The sequence below is a fragment of the Nocardia sp. NPDC005745 genome (genome assembly GCF_040630775.1).
In the GTDB taxonomy this organism is placed as follows: domain Bacteria; phylum Actinomycetota; class Actinomycetes; order Mycobacteriales; family Mycobacteriaceae; genus Nocardia.
Genome location: NZ_JBEXYF010000040.1, coordinates 13098 through 31431, shown reverse-complemented (window position 1 = coordinate 31431; position 18334 = coordinate 13098). Strand labels below are relative to the sequence as shown.

Genomic DNA, 18334 nt, shown 5'->3' with positions numbered 1-18334 from the left:
AGAGATGGAACGAGATGGCCAACAACTTCGCCGACCTCTTCGAGCACTCCGTGGACGCCATGCCCGATCGGGTGGCGCTGATCCAGTCCGGCCGCCGCGTGACCTACCGTGCGCTCGACGCCCGGGCCAACCAGCTCGCACACCATCTGGCGAGCCTCGGCGTCGGCGCGGGAACGCACGTGGGTTTCCAGATGCACAACAGCATCGAGACGATGGAGACGCTGATCGCGTGCTTCAAGCTCGCCGCCGTGCCGATCAACATCAACTACCGGTACGGCGTGGCGGAACTGGCCTACGTCTACGCCAACGCGGATCTCGAGGTGCTCGTGCACCACTCCTGTTACGCCGGAGCCGTCCAGGAAGCCCGGACGACCGCGTTGCGCCACACGGTCTGCGTAGCCGACGAGTTCAGCGAGGCGGATTCCGCGTCTACGGGCTACGAGGCCGCTCTCGCCGGTGAGCCGACGGACCGCCTGGTGGTCCGTCGCGGCCCCGACGACCTGTTCATGATGTACACCGGCGGGACGACCGGCATGCCGAAGGGCGTCATGTGGCGGCAGGAGGACATGTGGCGGGTGCTCGGCGGCGGCATCGACTTCTACACCGGCGAACCGGTCGCCGACGAGTTCCAGCAGTCCCGCACCGGCGCCCAGGTCGATCCGAGCGCCTGGCTGGTGCTGCCACCGCTGATCCACGCCGCGGCCATGATGCCCACCTTCACCGCGCTGTGGTCGGGCAACACCGTGATCTTCGAATCCCGCTTCGACGCCGGTAGCGTCTGGCGGACCGTCGCCCAGCAGCGCCCCCAGGTCATGGTGATCACCGGCGACGCCATGGCCAGACCGCTGCTCGAGGCGTTCGGGCGCGAGCCGGTGGACGCCTCGTCCTTGCTGGCGATCGCCTCCGGCGCGGCGCTGCTGTCGCAGCCGGTGAAGAACGCGCTGCTGGAGCTGTTCCCGTGGGCGGTCGTCTCGGACTCCATCGGATCGTCGGAAACCGGTTTCGGCGGTATCGGATTCGCCCAGAAGCACGACGATCCCGCCCGCGGGCCCCGCGTGCAGACCGGTCGCGGCGCGGTCGTCGTGGACGACGACGGCCACCCCGTCGCGCCGGGTTCGGAAGGCTGGCTGGCCAAGACCGGCAACGTGCCGATCGGCTACTACAAAGACCCCGGCAAGACCGACAAACTGTTCAAGACCGTCGACGGCACACGCATGGTCGTCACCGACGACCGCGCCCGCGCCGAGACCGACGGATCGATCACGCTGATCGGCCGCGGCAACATGGTGATCAACACCGGTGGCGAGAAGGTATTCGTCGAAGAGGTTGAAAGCGTGGTGAAGACCCACGGCGCGATCTACGACGCGGTGGTGCTCGGCGTGCCGCACGAACGCTGGGGTCATCAGGTCGCCGCCGTGGTGTCGCTGTCCGGAGCCGGGCCGGTCGAGTTCACCGACCTACAGGCGCACGTGCGCAAATTCCTGGCCGGCTACAAGGTGCCCAAACAGATCTGGGTCGCCGACACCATCGTGCGCGCGCCCAGCGGCAAGCCCGACTATCGGTGGGCCAAACAGTATGTGGCCGGCCGAGGCCCCGACCACAAGGCGGACTGACATGATCCGGGTGATCCAATGGGCGACCGGCGGAGTCGGGCGGGCCGCCATCGAGGGCATTCTCGACCATCCCGATCTGGAACTGGCCGGGGCCTGGGTGCACGGCGCGGACAAGGACGGCGTGGACCTGGGCGAGCTGGTCGGCCGTGCGCCGATCGGAGTGCGCGCGAGCACCGATGCCGAGCGTCTGCTCGCCACACCGGCCGAGTGCGTGCTGTACAGCCCGTTCATGGCCGACACCGAGACGGTGCGCGCGATCCTGCGGTCCGGCAAGAACATCGTCACACCGCTGGGCTGGTTCTATCCGCGCCGCACGGAGCGGCAGCGGTACGACGAGCTGTGCCGGGCCGCCGGAGTCACTCTGCACGGCGCCGGAATCCATCCCGGCGGCATCACCGAGAAGATTCCGCTGGTGGTGTCGGCGCTGTCGGGGGCGATCACCGAGGTGCGCGCCGAGGAATTCTCCGATATCCGCACCTATGGCGCGCCCGAGGTGGTCCGGGACTGGATGCTGTTCGGTGCCACACCGGAGCAGGCCGCGGCCAGTGTCATGGCGGACGTCCTCGCGGGCGGCTACAGCCAATCAGTGTGGATGATCGCGGAGGCGCTGGGCATCGCGCTCGACGAGCGACTGCGGGTGACGCACGAGACAGCGGTGGCCACCGCGCCGATCGACTCGCCGATCGGGCCGATCGCGCCGGGAGGTGTCGCCGCGCAACGCTTCCGCTGGCAGGGGACCGTCCGCGGCGCACCGGTGATCACGGCGGCGGTGAATTGGTTCATGGGCACCGAGAACCTCGATCCACCCTGGACATTCGGACCGGCGGGTGAGCGGTACGAGGTCGAGATCGTCGGTGATCCCGGCGCGACGGTGACCTTCACCGGCATGCACGCGCACAGCGCCGCCGCCGGTCTGGCGCGCAACCCCGGCATCGTCGCCACGGCCATGCACTGCGTGAACTCGATCCCCTACGTCGTCGCCGCCGAACCGGGTGTGCGGACCTTTCTCGAGCTGCCGCTCGTCGCGGGTCGTGCCGCCGCCTCGTTGCGCGGGGCCGACGGCGCTTCGTCCGCCGCGGCCGATCCCGACCTCGCGCGGCGGACCGCGCCGCCGCGCTGACCGGCTCGCCCGTTTCATCTAGGAGGTAGCAATGGCCGCATCGGCATTACCTGTCGGTTTCGATTTCACCGATCCGGCGCTATGGGAGAACCGAAGTCCGGTGGAGGAGTTCGCGCAGCTGCGACGGACCGCCCCGGTGTGGTGGAACGCGCAATCCGACGAGACCTCCGGGGGTTTCCGCGACGGCGGCTACTGGGTGGTCAGCAAGCTCGCCGATATCAAGGAGATCTCGAAGCATCCGGAACTGTTCTCCTCGGAGCGGAAAGGGGCGATCATCCGTCTGCCCGGTGACATCACGCCGGAGCAGATGGCGCTCACCGGAGCCCTGCTGGTGAACATGGACCCGCCCAAGCACTCGAAGATCCGCCGGATCATCTCCAAAGGCTTCACGCCGCGGGCGGTGGAGAACCTGCGCGCCGCACTCACCGAGCGCGCCGCGCGCATCGTGCACGGCGCCAAGGAAACGGGCGGCGGCGATTTCGTCGAACAGGTGGCCTGTGAACTGCCGTTGCAGGCGATCGCCGAACTGATCGGCGTGCCGCAGGCGGATCGGCGCAAGCTGTTCGACTGGTCCAATCAGATGCTCAACTACGACGACCCCGAGTACGGCGATCCCGCCATGGCCTCGGCCGAGATCCTCGGCTACGCCTGGAACATGGCCGAGCAGCGCCGCGCCTGCCCGGTGGGCGATATCGTGAGCGAGCTCGTGCACGCCGACCTCGACGGCGAGGCGCTCGGCTCCGACGAGTTCGGCTTCTTCGTCATCCTGCTCGCGGTGGCGGGCAACGAGACCACGCGCAATGCCATCACGCACGGGATGAAGGCGTTCGTGGACAACCCGGAACAGTGGGAGATCTACCGGCAGCAGCGTCCGCGCACCGCGCCCGACGAGATCGTGCGCTGGGCCACCCCGGTGACCGCCTTCCAGCGCACCGCGACCGAAGACCTGGAACTCGGCGGGCAGCGCATCCGGCAGGGCGAGCGGCTCGGTTTGTTCTACAGTTCGGCCAATTTCGATGAGGAGGGCTTCGAGAATCCGTTCACCTTCGACGTCTTGCGCAACCCGAACCCGCACGTGGGTTTCGGCGGCACCGGCGCGCACTACTGTGTCGGCGCGAACCTGGCCAGGCTGGAGATCGATCTGATGTTCAACGCCATCGCCGACGTGATGCCCGATCTGCGGCAGGTCGCCGAGCCGGTGCGGCTGCGGTCGGGCTGGATCAACGGCATCAAGAGCTGGCGAGTGCGCTACGAGTAGGTCCGGGTGCGAGTTCCCCGTCACCCGGTGGCGGGGAACTCGCACGGACCCGGCCGTGCCCTCAGCCGTTGCCATCCTTGCGGCGCCTGCGGTAGCGAACGGTGCACGGTTGCGCGAGTTGCACGACCATCTTGGAGTGGTCGTTGCGGTAGGTCTCCGACGGCTGGGTCATCTCGAACTCGAAGTCCCGCAACAGCAGCGAGAAGATCGCCTTCAACTGCATCAACGCGAACGCCGCGCCGACGCAGCGGTGCCGGCCCGCGCCGAACGGAATCCACGTCCAGCGGTTGACGAGATCGGCCTGATCGGGATCGATGTAGCGGCCGGGATCGAACGCGTCCGGATCGGGGAAGTCCTCCGGGATCCGGTTCGAGATCGCTGGTGTGGCCGCGACGTGGTCGCCGGGTTCGATGCGGTGCCCGCAGACCTCGAACTCGCCACGGGCCACGCGCATCAGGATGATCAGCGGCGGGTGCAGGCGCAGCGTCTCCTTGAGCACGGACTCCAGGTGCGGGATCTGGCGCAGCGCGCCGAAGCTGATGTCGGAGCCGTCGGCGTAGAGCTCGTCGAGTTCGGCGACGACCCGGCCGAGCACCTCGGGGTGGCGCAGCAATTCGATGATCGTCCAGGCCGCCGTGCCGGAGGTGGTGTGATGGCCCGCGAACATCATCGAGATGAAGATGCCGGTGATCTCGCTGGCGCTGAAGCGCGGTTCGCCGTTGTCGCCCGGGATCGAGATGAGCACGTCGAGCATGTCCCGGTCGTCCTTGCCGGTCGGAGGGGCGGCGGCCCGGCGATCCATGATCGCCTGGACCAGCTCGACCAGCTCGGCCCGCGCCTGGTCACGGCGGCGGAAGCTCTCGATCGGGGCGTACGGGTCGACGTAGGCCAGTGCGTCGGTGCCCCGTTCCAGGTCGTGGTAGAGGTGCGCGAAGCGGTCGTCGAGGTCGTTGCGGAATTTCACGCCGATCAGGCAGGCCGAGGAGGTGTAGATGGTCAGTTCGGCGAAGAAGTCGAGCAGGTCGATCTCGCCCTCGTCGCCCCAGCGTGCCAGCATCCGCTCGACCTCGCGGGCGATGGTCGCGGCGTGCCCGCGCATGTGCTCGGCGCGCAGAGCCTGGTTGTGCAGCATTTCCTTGCGGCGTTCCGGGCTGGCGTCGAAGACGACGCCGTCGCCGAAGATGGGCTTCATGAAGGGATAGGCGGCGGCCTGGTCGAGGTCCTCGTCGCCGGAGCGGAAGAAGAATTCGTTGGCCTCCGCGCCCGACAGCAGGATGACCTGGCGCCCCGCCAGATCGAACGAGCCGACGTCGCCGCACTCCGCGCGGACCCGGCGCATCAGGCCGATCGGGTCGACGCGGAACTCCTCCAGATGACCGTGCTCGTGGTCGCCTCCGGATACCCGCCGTGGTTTCACCAGAGTCATTGGAAATCCTTCCCCAGATAAGTGTCCAAGTTTTATGATGGACACGTGTCTGGACAGTACTACGGCTAGCGAGCGTCCGGCAAGACACGGGCCACGTCCGCCGTCGTGCAGGCCGGACGCCAGGACCGCGGGTGCCGCCGTCGCCGCACAGCCCGCGCCGAGAAGTGATCGGTGGATTCGAAGATGAATGTCGGCAGGCAGGCCATGTCGGTGACGTGGCGGATAGTGCGGTTGAAGGTCGCGGGGGCGGTGCTGATCCTGCTCGTCGCCGCGCTGGTGGCGGTCGCCGTCGCGATGTACGCCGGACGCTTCCGCTCCACGGAGACCGTCACGGTCGAGACGTCCCGAACCGGACTGGTTCTGGACCCCGACGCCAAGGTACGGATGCGGGGGGTGGAACTGGGCCGGGTCAGCGCCGTGGAATTCCATGGTGACCGGGCGCGCCTGCGTCTCGCGCTCGATCCCGCGCTGCTGCGGCTGGTGCCCGCCAATGCGACGGTGGACATCCGCTCGACCACCGTATTCGGCGCCAAGTACGTGAATTTCGTCGTGCCGGGCGTTCCCTCGCCGACGCCCATGCGCCCCGGCGCGACGATCCGCGCGGAATCGGTCACCGTCGAATACAACACGCTGTTCCAGCGTCTCAGCGAGATCCTGGCCCAGGTGGAGCCGGGCAAGCTCAACGCCACCCTGGCCGCATTGGGCACCGCACTGCAAGGGCGCGGCGATCGGCTGGGCGATCTCCTGGCTCGCGCGGACGACTACCTGCGCCAGATCAACCCGAGTCTGCCCGCGCTGCGGCGGGACCTGTCGTCTGCCGGGCAGGTCACCGGGCTCTACGCCGACACCACCCCCGATCTGTTGCGCACGGCGGGCAACGCCACCGCGACCGGCGCGACAGTCGCCCAGGGTGCGCAAGACCTGGACGCGGTGTTGCTCGACCTCATCGGCTTGGCCGACACCACCCGGTCGGTGCTCACGGACAACGAGCGGGATCTCACCACCGTGCCCGCGCTCCTGCGGCCCACCAGTTCGCTGCTGGATACGTACTCACCCGTGCTGTACTGCGTGGTCGTCGGCATCGCGAAAGCTCTTCCCGCGGCTGAAGCCATCATCGGGGGGTATGAGCCGGGAGCCATCTTCAACGCGAGCTTCATGTACGGCGCGCGACCCTATCGGTATCCCGACGACCTGCCGAAGGTGAACGCGACCGGTGGGCCACGCTGCGACGGGATCCTCGACCGGGTTCCCGGCAGCCACGCCGATTATGTGGTCACCGATACCAACGCGGGCGTGCCGTTCACTCCGTCCAGCGCGGTCGTGCCCAACGCGCCCAAGGTCTTCCAGATCCTTTTCGCGGGCATGCCGGGGGTTCCGCGTTAGTCGACCGCCTCGGTGCTCTGCTCGCGCAGGACGGTGCGCGGATCACCCTGGCCGGTGAGCCGGCCGTCGCGCAACAGCAGGCAGTGGTCGGCGCGCAGGGCGTCCTCGCGGCTGTGCGTGGCGTGCACGACCGTCATGCCACGCGCGCCGACGCGGCGGATGGCCTCGGAGATCTCCTGTTGTGCGGCGGAGTCCAGGCCGGTGGCCGGTTCGTCGAGCAGTAGCAGGTCCGACTCCTGTGCGAGAGCCTGCGCGAGCAGCGCCCGTTGGCGCTGGCCGCCGGAGAGGGTGTCGAGCCGGCGCTCGCTCAGCTCGGCGATGGCCATCCGGTCGAGGCACGCGCGCACCACCGTTCGATCCTGCCGGGTGAGACGCCGCCAGGCGCCGCGATGCGCCCACCGTCCCATCGCGACTGTTTCCCGCACGGTGATCGGCAGCGTCGCGGGAACGCCGCTGTGCTGCACGACGAATGCCGGGCGCCGGAGATGGTGTCGGCGAACGGTTCCCGTGGTGGGCGTGACGACGCCGGCCAGCACGCCGAGCAGGGTGGACTTGCCGGACCCGTTGGGCCCGACGAGTGCGGTCACCTGTCCGGCCGGGATCGTAGCGGTGAACGCGTGCAGTACCGGGTTCCCCCGGTACCCGGCCGTCACCTCGGCGAGATGGACAGCGGACGGCGGCATGAGCGGACTCCGATCACCTCATTGAAATGAAAACCGTTATCATTGTAGAGTGCTGCTTCATGGAGTGGTTGGTCCCGTTCGAGGTTTCGTTCGTGCAGCGGGCGTTGTGGGGCGGATTGCTCGTGTCGTGCTTGTGCGCGCTGGCCGGCACGTGGGTCGTGTTGCGCGGCATGGCTTTTCTCAGCGACGCGATGGCGCACGGCATGCTGCCGGGCGTCGCGATCGCCGCGCTGCTCGGCGGAAACCTGGTGCTGGGCGCGGCATGCAGCGCCGCGGCGATGGCGGTCGGCGTCTCGGCGCTGGGCCGCGGCACCAGGTTCGCCGCCGACACCGGCATCGGATTGTTGTTCGTCGGGATGCTGTCGGCGGGCGTGATCATCGTGTCGCGTTCACCCTCGTTCGCGGTGGACCTGACCGGCTTCCTCTTCGGTGACGTTCTCGCCGTCGGAGTGCGTGACCTCTGGTATCTGGTCGCGGCGGCGGTGCTCGCGGCGGTGATCTCGATGCTGGGCTACCGGGCGTTCGTCGCGCTCACCTTCGACCCGCGCAAGGCGCACACCCTCGGGTTGCGGCCCCGGATGGCGAACGTCGCGCTGATCGGCTTGGTGACCCTGGCGATCGTCGCGTCCTTCCACATCGTCGGCACGTTGCTGGTCTTCGGTCTGCTCATCGCGCCACCCGCGGCCGCCGTCTACTGGGTGCATCGCATCCCGCTGATCATGCTCACCGCCGCGGCGCTCGGCGCGCTGTCCACCTTCGCCGGGCTGCTGATCTCGTGGCACGCGAGCACCGCCGCGGGGGCGACCATCGCGGCGACGGCCGTCGCGCTGTTCTTCGTCTCGGCGCTGTCGTCCTGGCTGCGCGAGCGGATCCGCGCCTCCCGCGCGACCACGAAACCACTGGCGCTCGTGCTGGTCCTCGCCGCGATCACGCCCCTGATCGGTTGCGCGACAGAACAATCCGCCCCTGCGGAGCCGACGCCGCACGGGTACGTGGCGGGCGCGGAGGAGACCGACGAGGCGCAGCCGCGTCTGGTGGTGGCAGACAACGTGACCGGCGCCGTGCGGGTGGTCGACCTCGTCACCGAGGACGTGATCGATCTCGGCCGGATGGAAGGCGTCGACCGGATGAGCACCGACGGGCGCTTCGCGTTCCTGTCCGCCCGCGACCGGATGCGGATCGTGGACGCGGGTGCGTGGACGGTCGACCACGGCGATCACGTGCACTACTACCGCGCGCCCGCCCGCGATCTGGGCATCAGCACCGGTGGCCCGGTGTCGGTCGCGCACGCCGACAGCGCGGTCACGGCAATCGTTTCCGACGCGGGTAGCACCACGCTGCTGGACCGGCCCGCGCTCGGCGCTGGGTCGGTGCACGAGCGCGGCGTGATCGCGGACGCCGTCGCCGTGCCGTACGCCGAGCACCTGCTCGTGGCCGTGCCCTCCCGCGCGCGCATCGAGGTCCGCACCCGAGACGGCGCGCACGCCTCGGACCTCGCGCAGCCGTGCCCGCATCCGCGCGGCTCGGCGGTGACCAAGCGGGGCGTCGTCTTCGGTTGCGCGGACGGTGCTTTGCTGGTGACGGCACGCGACGCGGCGTTCACCGGCGAGAAGATCCCTTATCCGCCCGGCACCGCAGACGTCGACCGCGCGGTCGAGTTCCGCCACCGCCGTGGCAGCGCGACGCTCGTGGCCGCGGCCGGTCGGCGCGGGGTGTGGGTGCTCGACGTCAGGCGCAAGACCTGGACCTCGGTCGACACCGGTCCGGTGGTCGCGGCGAACACGGCGGGGGAGGGCGCCGCACTGCTGGTGCTCACCGCGGACGGCCTGCTGCACAGCTACGACACCGCGTCCGGCAGCGAGTCCGCGGTGGCACGCCCGCTGACCGCCCCGGTAGCCGACGGCACGCCCGCGCCGCTGATCCTCGTCGACGAGCACCGCGCCTACCTCAACGATCCCGTGGCGCGGGCGATCCACGAGATCGACTACACCGACAACCTGCGCACCGCGCGCACGTTCCGCCTCGACATCATGCCCACCTCGATGGTGGAGACCGGCCGATGAGACTCGCCGCCCGCCTGTGCGCGCTGATCGTCGCCGCGCTGTTCGCACTGACCGCATGCTCGAATTCCGGCGCCCACCGAGACGGAGTCCTCGTCACCACCAATATCCTCGGCGATCTCACCCGCGCCGTCGCGGGGGATGCGGTCGAGGTCACCGTGCTCATGCAGGCGAACGCGGACCCGCACTTCTTCGCCATCTCCGCCCAGCAGGCCGCCCGGTTCGAACGCGCGAGCCTCATCGTCTACAACGGTCTCGGTCTCGAGGAGAGCGTGCTGCGCAACGTCGAGGCGGCCGAGAAGTCCGGGGTCGCGGGCGTATCCGTCGGCGCGGCGATCGACCCGATCGGTTACGCGGCGGAGGAAGCGACCGGCAGACCGGACCCGCATTTCTGGACCGATCCGCGCCGGGTGCGCAGGGCGGTGGAGGTCATCCGGGACCGGATCATCGACCACGTCCCCGGCGTGGACGCCGCGGCGATCCACGCCGGAGCCGACCGCTACCTTACCGAACTCGACCGGCTGGATCGCTGGATGACCGAGCGGTTCGCGACGATCCCCGTCGAACGGCGGAAGCTGGTCACCAACCATCACGTCTTCGGTTACCTGGCACAGCGATTCGGCTTCGAGGTGGTCGGCGCGGTGATTCCGGGTGGCACCACCCTCGCGTCACCGAGCCCGTCGGATCTGTCCGCCCTCGCCGGGACCATCCGGGCCGCTGGGGTGGGCGCGATCTTCGCCGACGCCTCGCAACCCGATCGCCTGGCCCGGGTGCTCGCCGACCAGGCCGGTGTGCACGTACAGGTGATCCCCCTGTATTCCGAGTCGCTCACCGAGCCGGGCGGTGGCGCGGGCACTTACCTGGAAATGATGCGGGCCAACACCGAGTCGATCGTGCGCGGCCTCGCCACACCCTAGCCCGACCCACGCAACGAAAGACGGAATCGCCCATGCCTGTTCGATCGACAACCACGAAATCGGCCGCCCTGACCGGCTTGCTGGCCGCAGTACTCACCGTCACCGGATGCGGCGCCGACGCTTCCCCCGAACAAGACACCCGGCGCACACCGATCACCGACCCGGTCGCGATCACCTACGACGGCGGAATCCACGTACTGGACGGAACCACCCTCGAACTCGCGCGCACGGTCGAGCTCGACGGCTTCAACCGGCTCAACCCCGCGGGTGACGACCGGCACCTGATCGTCTCGACCAAAGCGGGCTTCCGGGTCTTCGACGCCGTCACAGCCGAATTCACCGGCACGGACTTTCCCGGCCCCCATCCCGGGCACGTGGTCCGGCATGCCGGGCGGACCGTGCTCTTCAGCGACGGCACCGGCGAAGTCGTCGCGTTCGACTCCGCCGATCTCGCGAAGGGCGCGCCGAGGACCGACACCTACCGCGCGGCCGCCCCGCACCACGGCGTCGCGATCGAACTGGCCAACGGCGAACTCGTCCTCACCCTCGGCACCGAGGAGAAGCGGACCGGCATCGTGGTACTCGACAGGAACCGCACGGAGAGGGCGCGCAACGAGAACTGCCCCGGCGTGCACGGTGAGGCGACCGCCGCGGGGGAGGCGGTGGTGATCGGCTGCGAGAACGGCGTGCTCGTCTACCGCGACGGCGCGATCACCAAGGTGACCAGCCCCACCGAGTACGGCCGGATCGGCAACCAGGCGGGCAGCGAAACCTCGCCGGTGGTCCTCGGCGACTACAAGCAGGACAAGGACGCCGAACTCGAACGCCCGCGGAAAGTCGCACTGATCGACACGGTCACCGGCGCGTTGCGCCTGGTCGATCTGGGCACCAGCTACACCTTCCGGTCGCTGGCCCGTGGTCCGCACGGCGAAGCCCTGGTCCTCGGCACCGATGGCCGCATTCACGTGATCGACCCCGTCGCGGGCGCCGTCGTGCGCACGATCCCGGTCACCGATCCCTGGCAGGAGCCGCTGGAATGGCAGAAGCCGCGGCCGGCGCTGTTCGTCCGCGGCGACACCGCCTATGTCTCCGACCCCGGGACGAAGCAGGTGCACCGCATCGACCTGGGCACCGGGGTGAAGACGGCGAGCGTCGCGCTGCCGAGCACGCCGAACGAAGTGAGCGGCGTGCTCGGGCACTGACCCGGACTCTCGTCGGTGGGGACAGCGGACGATGGTCGCGGTGGTGAAGCCCGTTCACCGCGACATCGACCCCGGGAGAGGACGAGTATGACGCAGTCGCCCATCGGCCGCCGGACGCTTCTGGCCGCGGCGGCACTCCTACCGCTGGCGGGGTGCGCTGCGGAAAAGGGACCTTCTTCCTCCGCCGCGCCCACCGCCCAGGCGGACGAGCGCCACGACCGGCTGATCGAGCTGGAACGAAAGTTCGACGCACGCCTGGGCGTCTACGCCCGCGCCACCGGGACGGGCGCCACCGTCGCCCACCGAGCCGATGAACGATTCGCGTTCTGTTCGGCGTTCAAGGGCTTGGCCGCGGCAGCGGTGCTGCAGCGTAACCCCATGTCGCATCTGGACACCGTCGTCACCTACACCCGGGACGACCTGCTGAAGAACGCCTCCGTCACCCCTCGGTACGTGGACACGGGGATGACGATCCGTCAGCTGTGCGACGCCGCGGTACGTTACAGCGACGGCACCGCGGGCAATCTCCTGCTCCGCGACCTCGGGGGCCCGGCCGAGCTGACGGCGTACGCGCGGAGTCTGGGCGATACGGTCACCCGGATGGATCGGATCGAGCCCGTGATCACCGAAGCCACCCCGGGAGACCCGCGCGACACGACTTCGCCGCGGGCGTTCGGCGAGGTCTACCACCGGATCGTGCTGGGCGACGCCCTCCCGGTCGACAAGCGGGACTTCCTCCGTGACCTGCTGGAGCGCAACGCCACCGCAGCGGGCGCGCAGCGGATCCGGGCGGGCACGCCGCAGGGATGGAAGGTGGCCGACAAGACCGGGACCGGTGACTACGGCACCCTCAACGACATAGCGGTCGTGTGGCCCCCGGACTCCGCGCCACTCATCGTCGCGATCATGTCCAGCAAAGCCACCCGAGATGCCGCCTACGATCAGGCTCTGCTCGCCGAAGCCGCCGCGTACGTGATGGACACACTCACCTAGCGGCCGTCGCTGTTCTCGAGGGCGAATACTCTGCGCATTGTCCTCGGGCGACCTGTCGTATCGGCGAGACCGGCAATACCCATAGCCGCGAAGCGACGGGTCCCGGCCCGACCGCCGCTACGGTGGGATGACATGGATACTGCTGTGCTCGCCGTGCCGGAGCCCGCGCGCGCCCCTCGGTCCGCGGCGGCCGGCGGCCGGTTGCGGCGGATCCGGGACGCGCGGCCACTGGTCGTCGTGGCCGGTTGCCTGGTGGTGTTGCAGCTGGCGGTCCGCTGGTGGGTAGCGGGCAGCGGCTACTTCTATTGGGACGATTTCATCCTGGTCGGCCGGGCGGCCCGATTCGGGCTGTGGTCTACGGAGCTGCTGCTGTACGACCACGACGGCCACTTCATGCCGCTGGCATTCGCCACCGCCTGGGCGGTGAACGCGGTGGCGCCGCTGGTCTGGGCCGGCCCGGTGACGGTGCTGCTGATCATGCAGCTCGGCGCGTCGGTAGCCGTGGTGCGGATGCTGCTGCTGGTGGTGGGCCCACGATGGCCGATCCTGCTTCCGCTGGTCTTCTACCTGTTCTGCCCTCTGACGGTCCCGGCGTTCGCCTGGTGGGCCGCCGCTCTGAACGCACTGCCGCTACAGTTCGCCCTCGCCTGGGTGATCGGGGACGCGGTGCTGCTCGTCCGGACCGGTCGCCGCCGATACGCGCTGTCCGGGGTCGCGGTGCTGGCGGTGGCGCTGCTGTTCTTCGAGAAGTCGGCGGTCGTGCCGTTCGTCGCCTTCGCCATCACGGCGCTGGCCCGCTACGTCGACGGGCGCGCGGCCCCGATGCGCACCGTGGCCCGGCGGGGTGCGGCGCTGTGGGTCGGATCGGGCGCGGTGCTGGCCTGCTGGTCGATCATCTACCTCGTGGTGGTCGACGGTCCCGGCCTACCCGACAGGTGGGACGAGTTGCGCGACCTGCTGCCCGGAGCCGCTTCCCTGGGGGTCGTGCCCGCCCTGTTCGGCGGCCCCTGGGTGTGGGAGCGGTGGCTACCGTCGACGCCGTGGGCGGATCCGCCGGGGTGGGCGGTGGTGTCGGCCTGGCTCGCGCTGATCGCGGTTGTAGCGCTGACGATGCGCGCCCGGCGGCGGATCGGGGTGGTCTGGCTGACGGCCGCGGCGTACGTCCTGATCGCTCAGCTGGCGGTAGCGCTGGCTCGCGGCGGCCCGAACACCGCGGGGGAGTTGATGCAGTCGCTGCGCTACTTCGCCGACACGGCGGTGGTGTCGGCGGCCGCGGGTGCGCTGATGCTGCGGGCCCGTCCCCGGCCGTGCTGGGGCCCGGCGCTTCCCGGGCGGTCCGTGACGATCGCCGTGACGGTGGTGTTCGTCGTCAGCAGTCTCTGGTCCACCTGGACGTTCGTGCGATCCTGGCGTGCCGGCCCGGCCGAAACCTACATCACCAACGTGAGATCGGGGCTGAGCGCATGGGACGGCGCGCCCCTGCTCGAGCAGGAGGTGCCGTGGAATGTGCTGAATCCCTTGGCCTATCCGCAGAATCTCACCAGGAACGCCCTGGCTCCCATAGCCGCCCCCGGCACCTTCGCGGACTCGACACCTCACCTGCGGATGATCACCGACAACGGTGAGATCGTCGAGGCGGCGGTCTGGTGGAACCGGATCATCCTCCCCGGCCCGGAGCCCGGCTGCGGCTACCGGATCGAGGGCACCACCCCGGCTCGCCTGCTCCTCGACGGCCCGATGCTCGCGAACAAATGGACGGCGCAACTCAACTACCTCGCCAGCCGTGACGGCCGCATCACCGTCGCCCTGGAACAAGGCGAAACGGTGACCGCGCCGGTCCGAAAGGGTCCCAACACCGTCTTCGTTCGCCTCATCGGCAGCGGTTCGGCACTGCGAATCACCACCGCAACACCGGGCCTGAACCTGTGCGTTGGCGTCGGCCCGGTCGGCGTCGCGTCCTACGACAATTGAACCGACCACTATCGCCGCCTCACCGATACGACCGACATCATCGGTCCGGCGACATGCGCCGGCGTGCGGGTACGCAGACGCGGATGGCCTCGACCACGACCATGCCGCGCGGCCGGTAGGTGCCTCGCGGTGCGTGGGCCCAGACACGGAACCCGAGGTCGCCGTCTGCCGGTGACGGCAACGCGATCTGCGCGCCCTGACGGGCCACAGACGCATTGAGCCGGAACAACTCTGCGAACAAGCCCATGTCGGAGTCCGGGATGTCCGGGACGATGACGAACGTCCACCGCTTCGACCGTGGATGCGACACGATCGGTCCCAGCTGCACACCACGGTCGAGCAGGTGCGCGCGCACGCCCGCGCCGAGCTGCGCGGGCATCGTGATCGCACCGACGCTGCCGGAGACGAAGAAGATCCGGCCCAGCTCCGGCTGCACCCGAGCGGGCAATCCGAAAGCCTCCCAGTAGAACCGGCATCGTGCTGCCGGGGTGTCGGCGAGAACCACAGTTGCGTCGTCGATGTCACGCATCCCGATCACCCGCCTGGGGTGGCGTCCGCCTGCGGTCGACGCCGGTGACGGCACCCAGAGTGATCAGGCAGGAGCGCGGAATATCGTGCCGGTCATCGACTATCGCGGCTCCGGCCCAGCCGCACGCGCCGGGGATGTTGCGGTCGTGGGGTCCGATCCGGCCGTCGTCGTATGGAGCCAGCCGTAGGCAGTGCTGGACATCCGGGCACCGCACGCGCAGAAGCGGCCCGTACGGTGTGCCGTCCGTGGTTTCCCACTGCCCGGTCTTCGACAATCGGACCTTGCCACCCTCTTCCATTCTCACGCCGCTCCCCTCTGGGTGTTGATAGGAAGGCGCCCGGCACCGAGGATCTTGCGACCCTCCGGCGGCGTCATCGACGCCGGAAGTGTGCCCGGGTAAGTGCCGGGCTCTCACCCGGTGCCGGGGGCCGTAAACAACATGGCGCCTGTTCAGGCGCATCGGAAGGTGCACTCGGACTACGCTGGTACAGCTCGCGGTCTACTCCGGTCTACTTGCGGTGACTCAGCTACAGCGGGGGGCGAATGTTGGGTATGCAGGTCACATGGACCGGTGCTGAAGCGACTTTGTTGCGGGGGATCTTGGGGCTCGCTCAAAAACGGTTCGCATCGAAAGCGGGTATCGCGCTGAGCACGGTGAAAAAGTGGCGGAAATTGGGCAGTTCGATCCAGCTGAACGAGAACAGCGCCGCGATCATGCAAACGCTGCTCGACCGCGCGACGCCCGAGCAGCGAGCGCGATTCGCTGCCGCGACCGCGAGCAAGACCGTCGATGGTCTACCTGTGTGCGACGCGACAACGGATACGGTGGGGCAGTGGGTTTCAGGCATGTGGACGGCCGACACCACAGTGGTCGCCTTCGATCTGGCCAGGGAGGATCTCATGCTCGACCGTAGACAGATCGGCAGGGCCCTGCTCGGCGTGGTCGCCGGTCCACCCCTCCTCGAACCGTTGGAGCGATGGCTCAGAAACGGCAACCCGCCGACCATCCCGCGCCGTGCGCGGACCGGCGTCGGCGTGCAAGAGGTCGAGCAGCTCGAAAACGCTGCACGTGTATTCCGTTCCTGGGACGATCAGCACGGCGGCGGCTTGCGCCGCAAAGCCGTGGTCGGACAGCTCGCTGAGGTCAACGAACTGCTCGGCGACAACCACCCGCCGGAACTCCGGCGCCGGTTGGCCGGAACCATGGCGCAGCTAGCCGAGACCGCAGCCATGATGTCGTGGGACTCCGGACACCAGAAACTGGCGCAGCATTACTACGCCCTCTCCATTCGTGCGTCCGGAGACGCGCGGGACCCGGCATTCACGGCCGTGGTGCTAGCCGGGATGGCACGTCAACTGCTGTCGCTGGGCAAGTCCTCGGACGCGCTCGAACTTATTCGGCTGGCGCAGGAGTATTCCGTCGGCCACCTCACCGCGACCACCCAAGCGATGCTCTACACCCGTGAGGCGTGGGCATACGCTCAGTTGGGGCGGCCGACAGCATTTCGACGTGCCAGCGACAAGGCCTATGAGGTCTTCGAGGACTCGCAGCCGACGGGCGATCCGTACTGGATCCACTACTTCGATGCTGCCGAGTTGTCGGGAACCCTCGGAGGCAGAGTGCTCGACATGGCACGCCGGGACCCAAGGGCGGCCGGTGAAGCCATCGAGCTCATCGACCGCGCGCTTGCACTTCGGCGGCCGAACCGCGTGCGCAGCGCCGCGCTGGATCAGCTCGGTATGGTCGAAGCGCGTTTTATTCAGGGACAGGTCGAAGAAGCCTGCCGGGTCGGCCACGCGGCGCTACAGGTAGTCGAGCAGACCGCCTCTGACCGTGTGGCCAAGAAGCTCGCCAGGGTGTACAACCGCACCCGACAGCACGTGAACGTGGCTGGAGTGGCCGAACTGCGCGATCGGATGCGGCCGCTCGTCGCGGCGACAGCATAGGAGCAAACTGCATGGTGCGCATCGGGGTCACCGGGCACATGAATATCACCGAGGCCGCCGAGCCGCTGGTCTACGCGGCGATCCGCGAGCTGCTCGCCACCGCCGGGACCGGCGATGCGGTGGTCGGGGTGAGCTGCATAGCCCGTGGCGCCGATTCCGTGTTTGCCCGAGCCGTCCTCGACGCAGGCGGACAGCTCGAGGTCGTGTTGCCGTCGCGGAACTACCGGCAGACGAAGGTGAAGCCCGACCACGCCGAGCTGTTCGACGACTTCACGCAGCGTGCGGCCGTGGTGCGCGTGATGGACTTCGATGACGCGGGCCGCGAAGCGTACGAGGCCGCGAACGCGGCGGTGGTGGACTCGGTAGACCGGCTGGTCGCGGTGTGGGACGGTGCGGACGGGGAGCGAAGCGGAACCGGCTCTGTGGTGCAGCTGGCCCGCAAAGCAGGTGTGCCGGTGGACGTGGTGTGGCCGGAGGGCGCGGCCCGCGGCTGACGGATGGTCCGGTAAGCGACCCACCCAGTCCGCGTACTCGTCTGCGCACCATTCGATGGGTGGCCGGTCAACCGCGGGGCAGCAGTCCCGCCGTGATCCGATCAGTCGCGGTAGATCGCGACGTAGGCGTTGGTGGTGGTGCCGATGCTGGTGGGGCCCAAGCATGAGGCGGTGCCCTGGCCGGAGGGGCTGAAGGAGCCGCCCCACGAACCTCGGTAAGGACCGATGGCCATGAGCGGGAACGCGTTCGGCACGCCGTGCAGGCCGACGCACTCGACCACCAGGGTGTATTCCCTGCCGGGGGGCGCATCCTCGTCGTGGCAGGTCGCCGTCGCATTGAACAGGTCTCGCGTGACGACACAGTCCTGTGGCGCGGCTTGGGCTGTGCCCGAACCGATTACCGTGGCGAAGCCCAGAACCGTCACGGCGGCGGCCGTGACTCGTGCGGCGGCGATTGTCGTAGAGCTCATTCGAATTCCTTTCGACGGTCATGTGGCAATCGAGGGTGGACACCGAGTCGTTACGGCCGGACCACGGCCGTGCCGCTACGACGTGGACGCCGGGCTCGAGCTGTCCAGCCGGGAGGCGGTTCACGCGGGACAGTCTCCGGAAGGGTTCGCCGATTCGTCTCGAAGTCCAGGAAGTTGTTGAGATTCTCCACGGTCCTGAGTATTTCTTCATAAACTCTTGACGATGATTTCGTCTTAGTTGATGATTTCCTCGGATGCCGTCGTGGCA

The 18334-nt window shown here is 68.8% G+C and carries 16 protein-coding genes; 11 read left to right on the top strand and 5 right to left on the bottom strand.

Annotation, left to right across the window (positions count from 1 at the left end; all coding sequences use genetic code 11):
- The first annotated feature begins 14 nt into the window (after positions 1-14).
- The 3 genes from ABZ420_RS30755 to ABZ420_RS30745 are packed head-to-tail and all read left to right on the top strand — an operon-like array spanning position 15 to position 3991.
- Positions 15-1613 carry an acyl-CoA synthetase gene (locus tag ABZ420_RS30755; RefSeq protein ID WP_357130058.1) on the top strand — a complete coding sequence of 533 codons (1599 nt, stop codon included), beginning with the start codon at positions 15-17 and terminating at the stop codon, positions 1611-1613.
- A gap of 1 nt (position 1614) precedes the next feature.
- Positions 1615-2733, top strand: coding sequence for a dihydrodipicolinate reductase (locus ABZ420_RS30750; protein WP_357130055.1), 1119 nt, complete (start codon positions 1615-1617; stop codon positions 2731-2733).
- 31 nt (positions 2734-2764) lie between these two features.
- Entirely contained in the window at positions 2765-3991 is a 1227-nt protein-coding gene (locus tag ABZ420_RS30745; protein WP_357130052.1) for a cytochrome P450, read from the top strand.
- 61 nt (positions 3992-4052) lie between these two features.
- On the opposite strand, the gene ABZ420_RS30740 is transcribed toward ABZ420_RS30745, so the two are convergent.
- A complete protein-coding gene (locus ABZ420_RS30740; protein WP_357130163.1) occupies positions 4053-5417 on the bottom strand; it encodes a cytochrome P450 in 1365 nt (454 codons plus the stop codon).
- A gap of 204 nt (positions 5418-5621) precedes the next feature.
- Here ABZ420_RS30740 and ABZ420_RS30735 point away from each other — a divergent pair, with 204 nt between their 5' ends.
- The gene (locus ABZ420_RS30735) at positions 5622-6800 is read left to right on the top strand and encodes an MCE family protein (protein ID WP_357130160.1); all 1179 of its coding nucleotides are present in this window, start codon (positions 5622-5624) and stop codon (positions 6798-6800) included.
- Here ABZ420_RS30735 and aztA read toward each other — a convergent pair.
- Positions 6797-7483, bottom strand: coding sequence for a zinc ABC transporter ATP-binding protein AztA (aztA, locus tag ABZ420_RS30730; RefSeq protein WP_357130049.1), 687 nt, complete (start codon positions 7481-7483; stop codon positions 6797-6799). The two genes, ABZ420_RS30735 and aztA, sit on opposite strands and share 4 nt — an antisense overlap.
- 59 nt (positions 7484-7542) lie before the next feature.
- On the opposite strand from aztA, the gene aztB reads away from it, so the two are divergent.
- The 5 genes from aztB (at position 7543) to ABZ420_RS30705 (ending at position 14626) form a co-directional block, all read left to right on the top strand.
- Positions 7543-9546 carry a zinc ABC transporter permease AztB gene (aztB, locus tag ABZ420_RS30725; RefSeq protein WP_357130046.1) on the top strand — a complete coding sequence of 668 codons (2004 nt, stop codon included), beginning with the start codon at positions 7543-7545 and terminating at the stop codon, positions 9544-9546.
- Positions 9543-10460 carry a zinc ABC transporter substrate-binding protein AztC gene (gene aztC, locus ABZ420_RS30720; protein WP_357130043.1) on the top strand — a complete coding sequence of 306 codons (918 nt, stop codon included), beginning with the start codon at positions 9543-9545 and terminating at the stop codon, positions 10458-10460. The genes aztB and aztC overlap by 4 nt, the downstream gene beginning before the upstream one ends.
- 32 nt (positions 10461-10492) lie before the next feature.
- A complete protein-coding gene (gene aztD, locus ABZ420_RS30715; protein WP_357130039.1) occupies positions 10493-11662 on the top strand; it encodes a zinc metallochaperone AztD in 1170 nt (389 codons plus the stop codon).
- Between the two features lie 87 nt (positions 11663-11749).
- The gene (gene bla, locus ABZ420_RS30710) at positions 11750-12655 is read left to right on the top strand and encodes a class A beta-lactamase (protein WP_357130036.1); all 906 of its coding nucleotides are present in this window, start codon (positions 11750-11752) and stop codon (positions 12653-12655) included.
- A 132-nt stretch (positions 12656-12787) separates the two neighbouring features.
- Complete coding sequence (locus ABZ420_RS30705) at positions 12788-14626, top strand: hypothetical protein (protein ID WP_357130033.1); 1839 nt, start codon at positions 12788-12790, stop codon at positions 14624-14626.
- Between the two features lie 37 nt (positions 14627-14663).
- On the opposite strand, the gene ABZ420_RS30700 is transcribed toward ABZ420_RS30705, so the two are convergent.
- Complete coding sequence (locus tag ABZ420_RS30700) at positions 14664-15155, bottom strand: DNA-directed RNA polymerase subunit beta (RefSeq protein WP_357130030.1); 492 nt, start codon at positions 15153-15155, stop codon at positions 14664-14666.
- Positions 15148-15459: a hypothetical protein gene (locus tag ABZ420_RS30695; protein ID WP_357130027.1), complete on the bottom strand. Its 312-nt coding sequence runs from the start codon at positions 15457-15459 to the stop codon at positions 15148-15150. The genes ABZ420_RS30700 and ABZ420_RS30695 overlap by 8 nt, the downstream gene beginning before the upstream one ends.
- Positions 15460-15707: 248 nt before the next feature.
- Here ABZ420_RS30695 and ABZ420_RS30690 point away from each other — a divergent pair, with 248 nt between their 5' ends.
- On the top strand, positions 15708-17102 hold the full coding sequence (locus tag ABZ420_RS30690; protein WP_357130024.1) for a hypothetical protein: 1395 nt from the start codon (positions 15708-15710) through the stop codon (positions 17100-17102).
- Positions 17103-17113: 11 nt separating this feature from the next.
- Complete coding sequence (locus ABZ420_RS30685; protein WP_357130021.1) at positions 17114-17596, top strand: hypothetical protein; 483 nt, start codon at positions 17114-17116, stop codon at positions 17594-17596.
- Positions 17597-17697: 101 nt separating this feature from the next.
- Here the strand turns inward: ABZ420_RS30685 and ABZ420_RS30680 are convergent, their stop codons facing one another.
- Entirely contained in the window at positions 17698-18066 is a 369-nt protein-coding gene (locus tag ABZ420_RS30680; protein ID WP_357130018.1) for a hypothetical protein, read from the bottom strand.
- Positions 18067-18334 lie beyond the last annotated feature (268 nt).

Excerpts from the sequence above, each read along its gene's own strand:
- aztC (WP_357130043.1), top strand. The coding sequence starts at position 9,543 with ATGAGACTCGCCGCCCGCCTGTGCGCGCTGATCGTCGCCGCGCTGTTC.
- ABZ420_RS30755 (WP_357130058.1), top strand. The coding sequence starts at position 15 with ATGGCCAACAACTTCGCCGACCTCTTCGAGCACTCCGTGGACGCCATG.
- ABZ420_RS30680 (WP_357130018.1), bottom strand. The coding sequence starts at position 18,066 with ATGAGCTCTACGACAATCGCCGCCGCACGAGTCACGGCCGCCGCCGTG.
- bla (WP_357130036.1), top strand. The coding sequence starts at position 11,750 with ATGACGCAGTCGCCCATCGGCCGCCGGACGCTTCTGGCCGCGGCGGCA.
- ABZ420_RS30700 (WP_357130030.1), bottom strand. The coding sequence starts at position 15,155 with ATGCGTGACATCGACGACGCAACTGTGGTTCTCGCCGACACCCCGGCA.
- ABZ420_RS30740 (WP_357130163.1), bottom strand. The coding sequence starts at position 5,417 with ATGACTCTGGTGAAACCACGGCGGGTATCCGGAGGCGACCACGAGCAC.
- ABZ420_RS30685 (WP_357130021.1), top strand. The coding sequence starts at position 17,114 with ATGGTGCGCATCGGGGTCACCGGGCACATGAATATCACCGAGGCCGCC.
- aztB (WP_357130046.1), top strand. The coding sequence starts at position 7,543 with ATGGAGTGGTTGGTCCCGTTCGAGGTTTCGTTCGTGCAGCGGGCGTTG.
- ABZ420_RS30750 (WP_357130055.1), top strand. The coding sequence starts at position 1,615 with ATGATCCGGGTGATCCAATGGGCGACCGGCGGAGTCGGGCGGGCCGCC.
- ABZ420_RS30705 (WP_357130033.1), top strand. The coding sequence starts at position 12,788 with ATGGATACTGCTGTGCTCGCCGTGCCGGAGCCCGCGCGCGCCCCTCGG.
- aztD (WP_357130039.1), top strand. The coding sequence starts at position 10,493 with ATGCCTGTTCGATCGACAACCACGAAATCGGCCGCCCTGACCGGCTTG.
- aztA (WP_357130049.1), bottom strand. The coding sequence starts at position 7,483 with ATGCCGCCGTCCGCTGTCCATCTCGCCGAGGTGACGGCCGGGTACCGG.
- ABZ420_RS30735 (WP_357130160.1), top strand. The coding sequence starts at position 5,622 with ATGTCGGTGACGTGGCGGATAGTGCGGTTGAAGGTCGCGGGGGCGGTG.
- ABZ420_RS30690 (WP_357130024.1), top strand. The coding sequence starts at position 15,708 with ATGCAGGTCACATGGACCGGTGCTGAAGCGACTTTGTTGCGGGGGATC.
- ABZ420_RS30745 (WP_357130052.1), top strand. The coding sequence starts at position 2,765 with ATGGCCGCATCGGCATTACCTGTCGGTTTCGATTTCACCGATCCGGCG.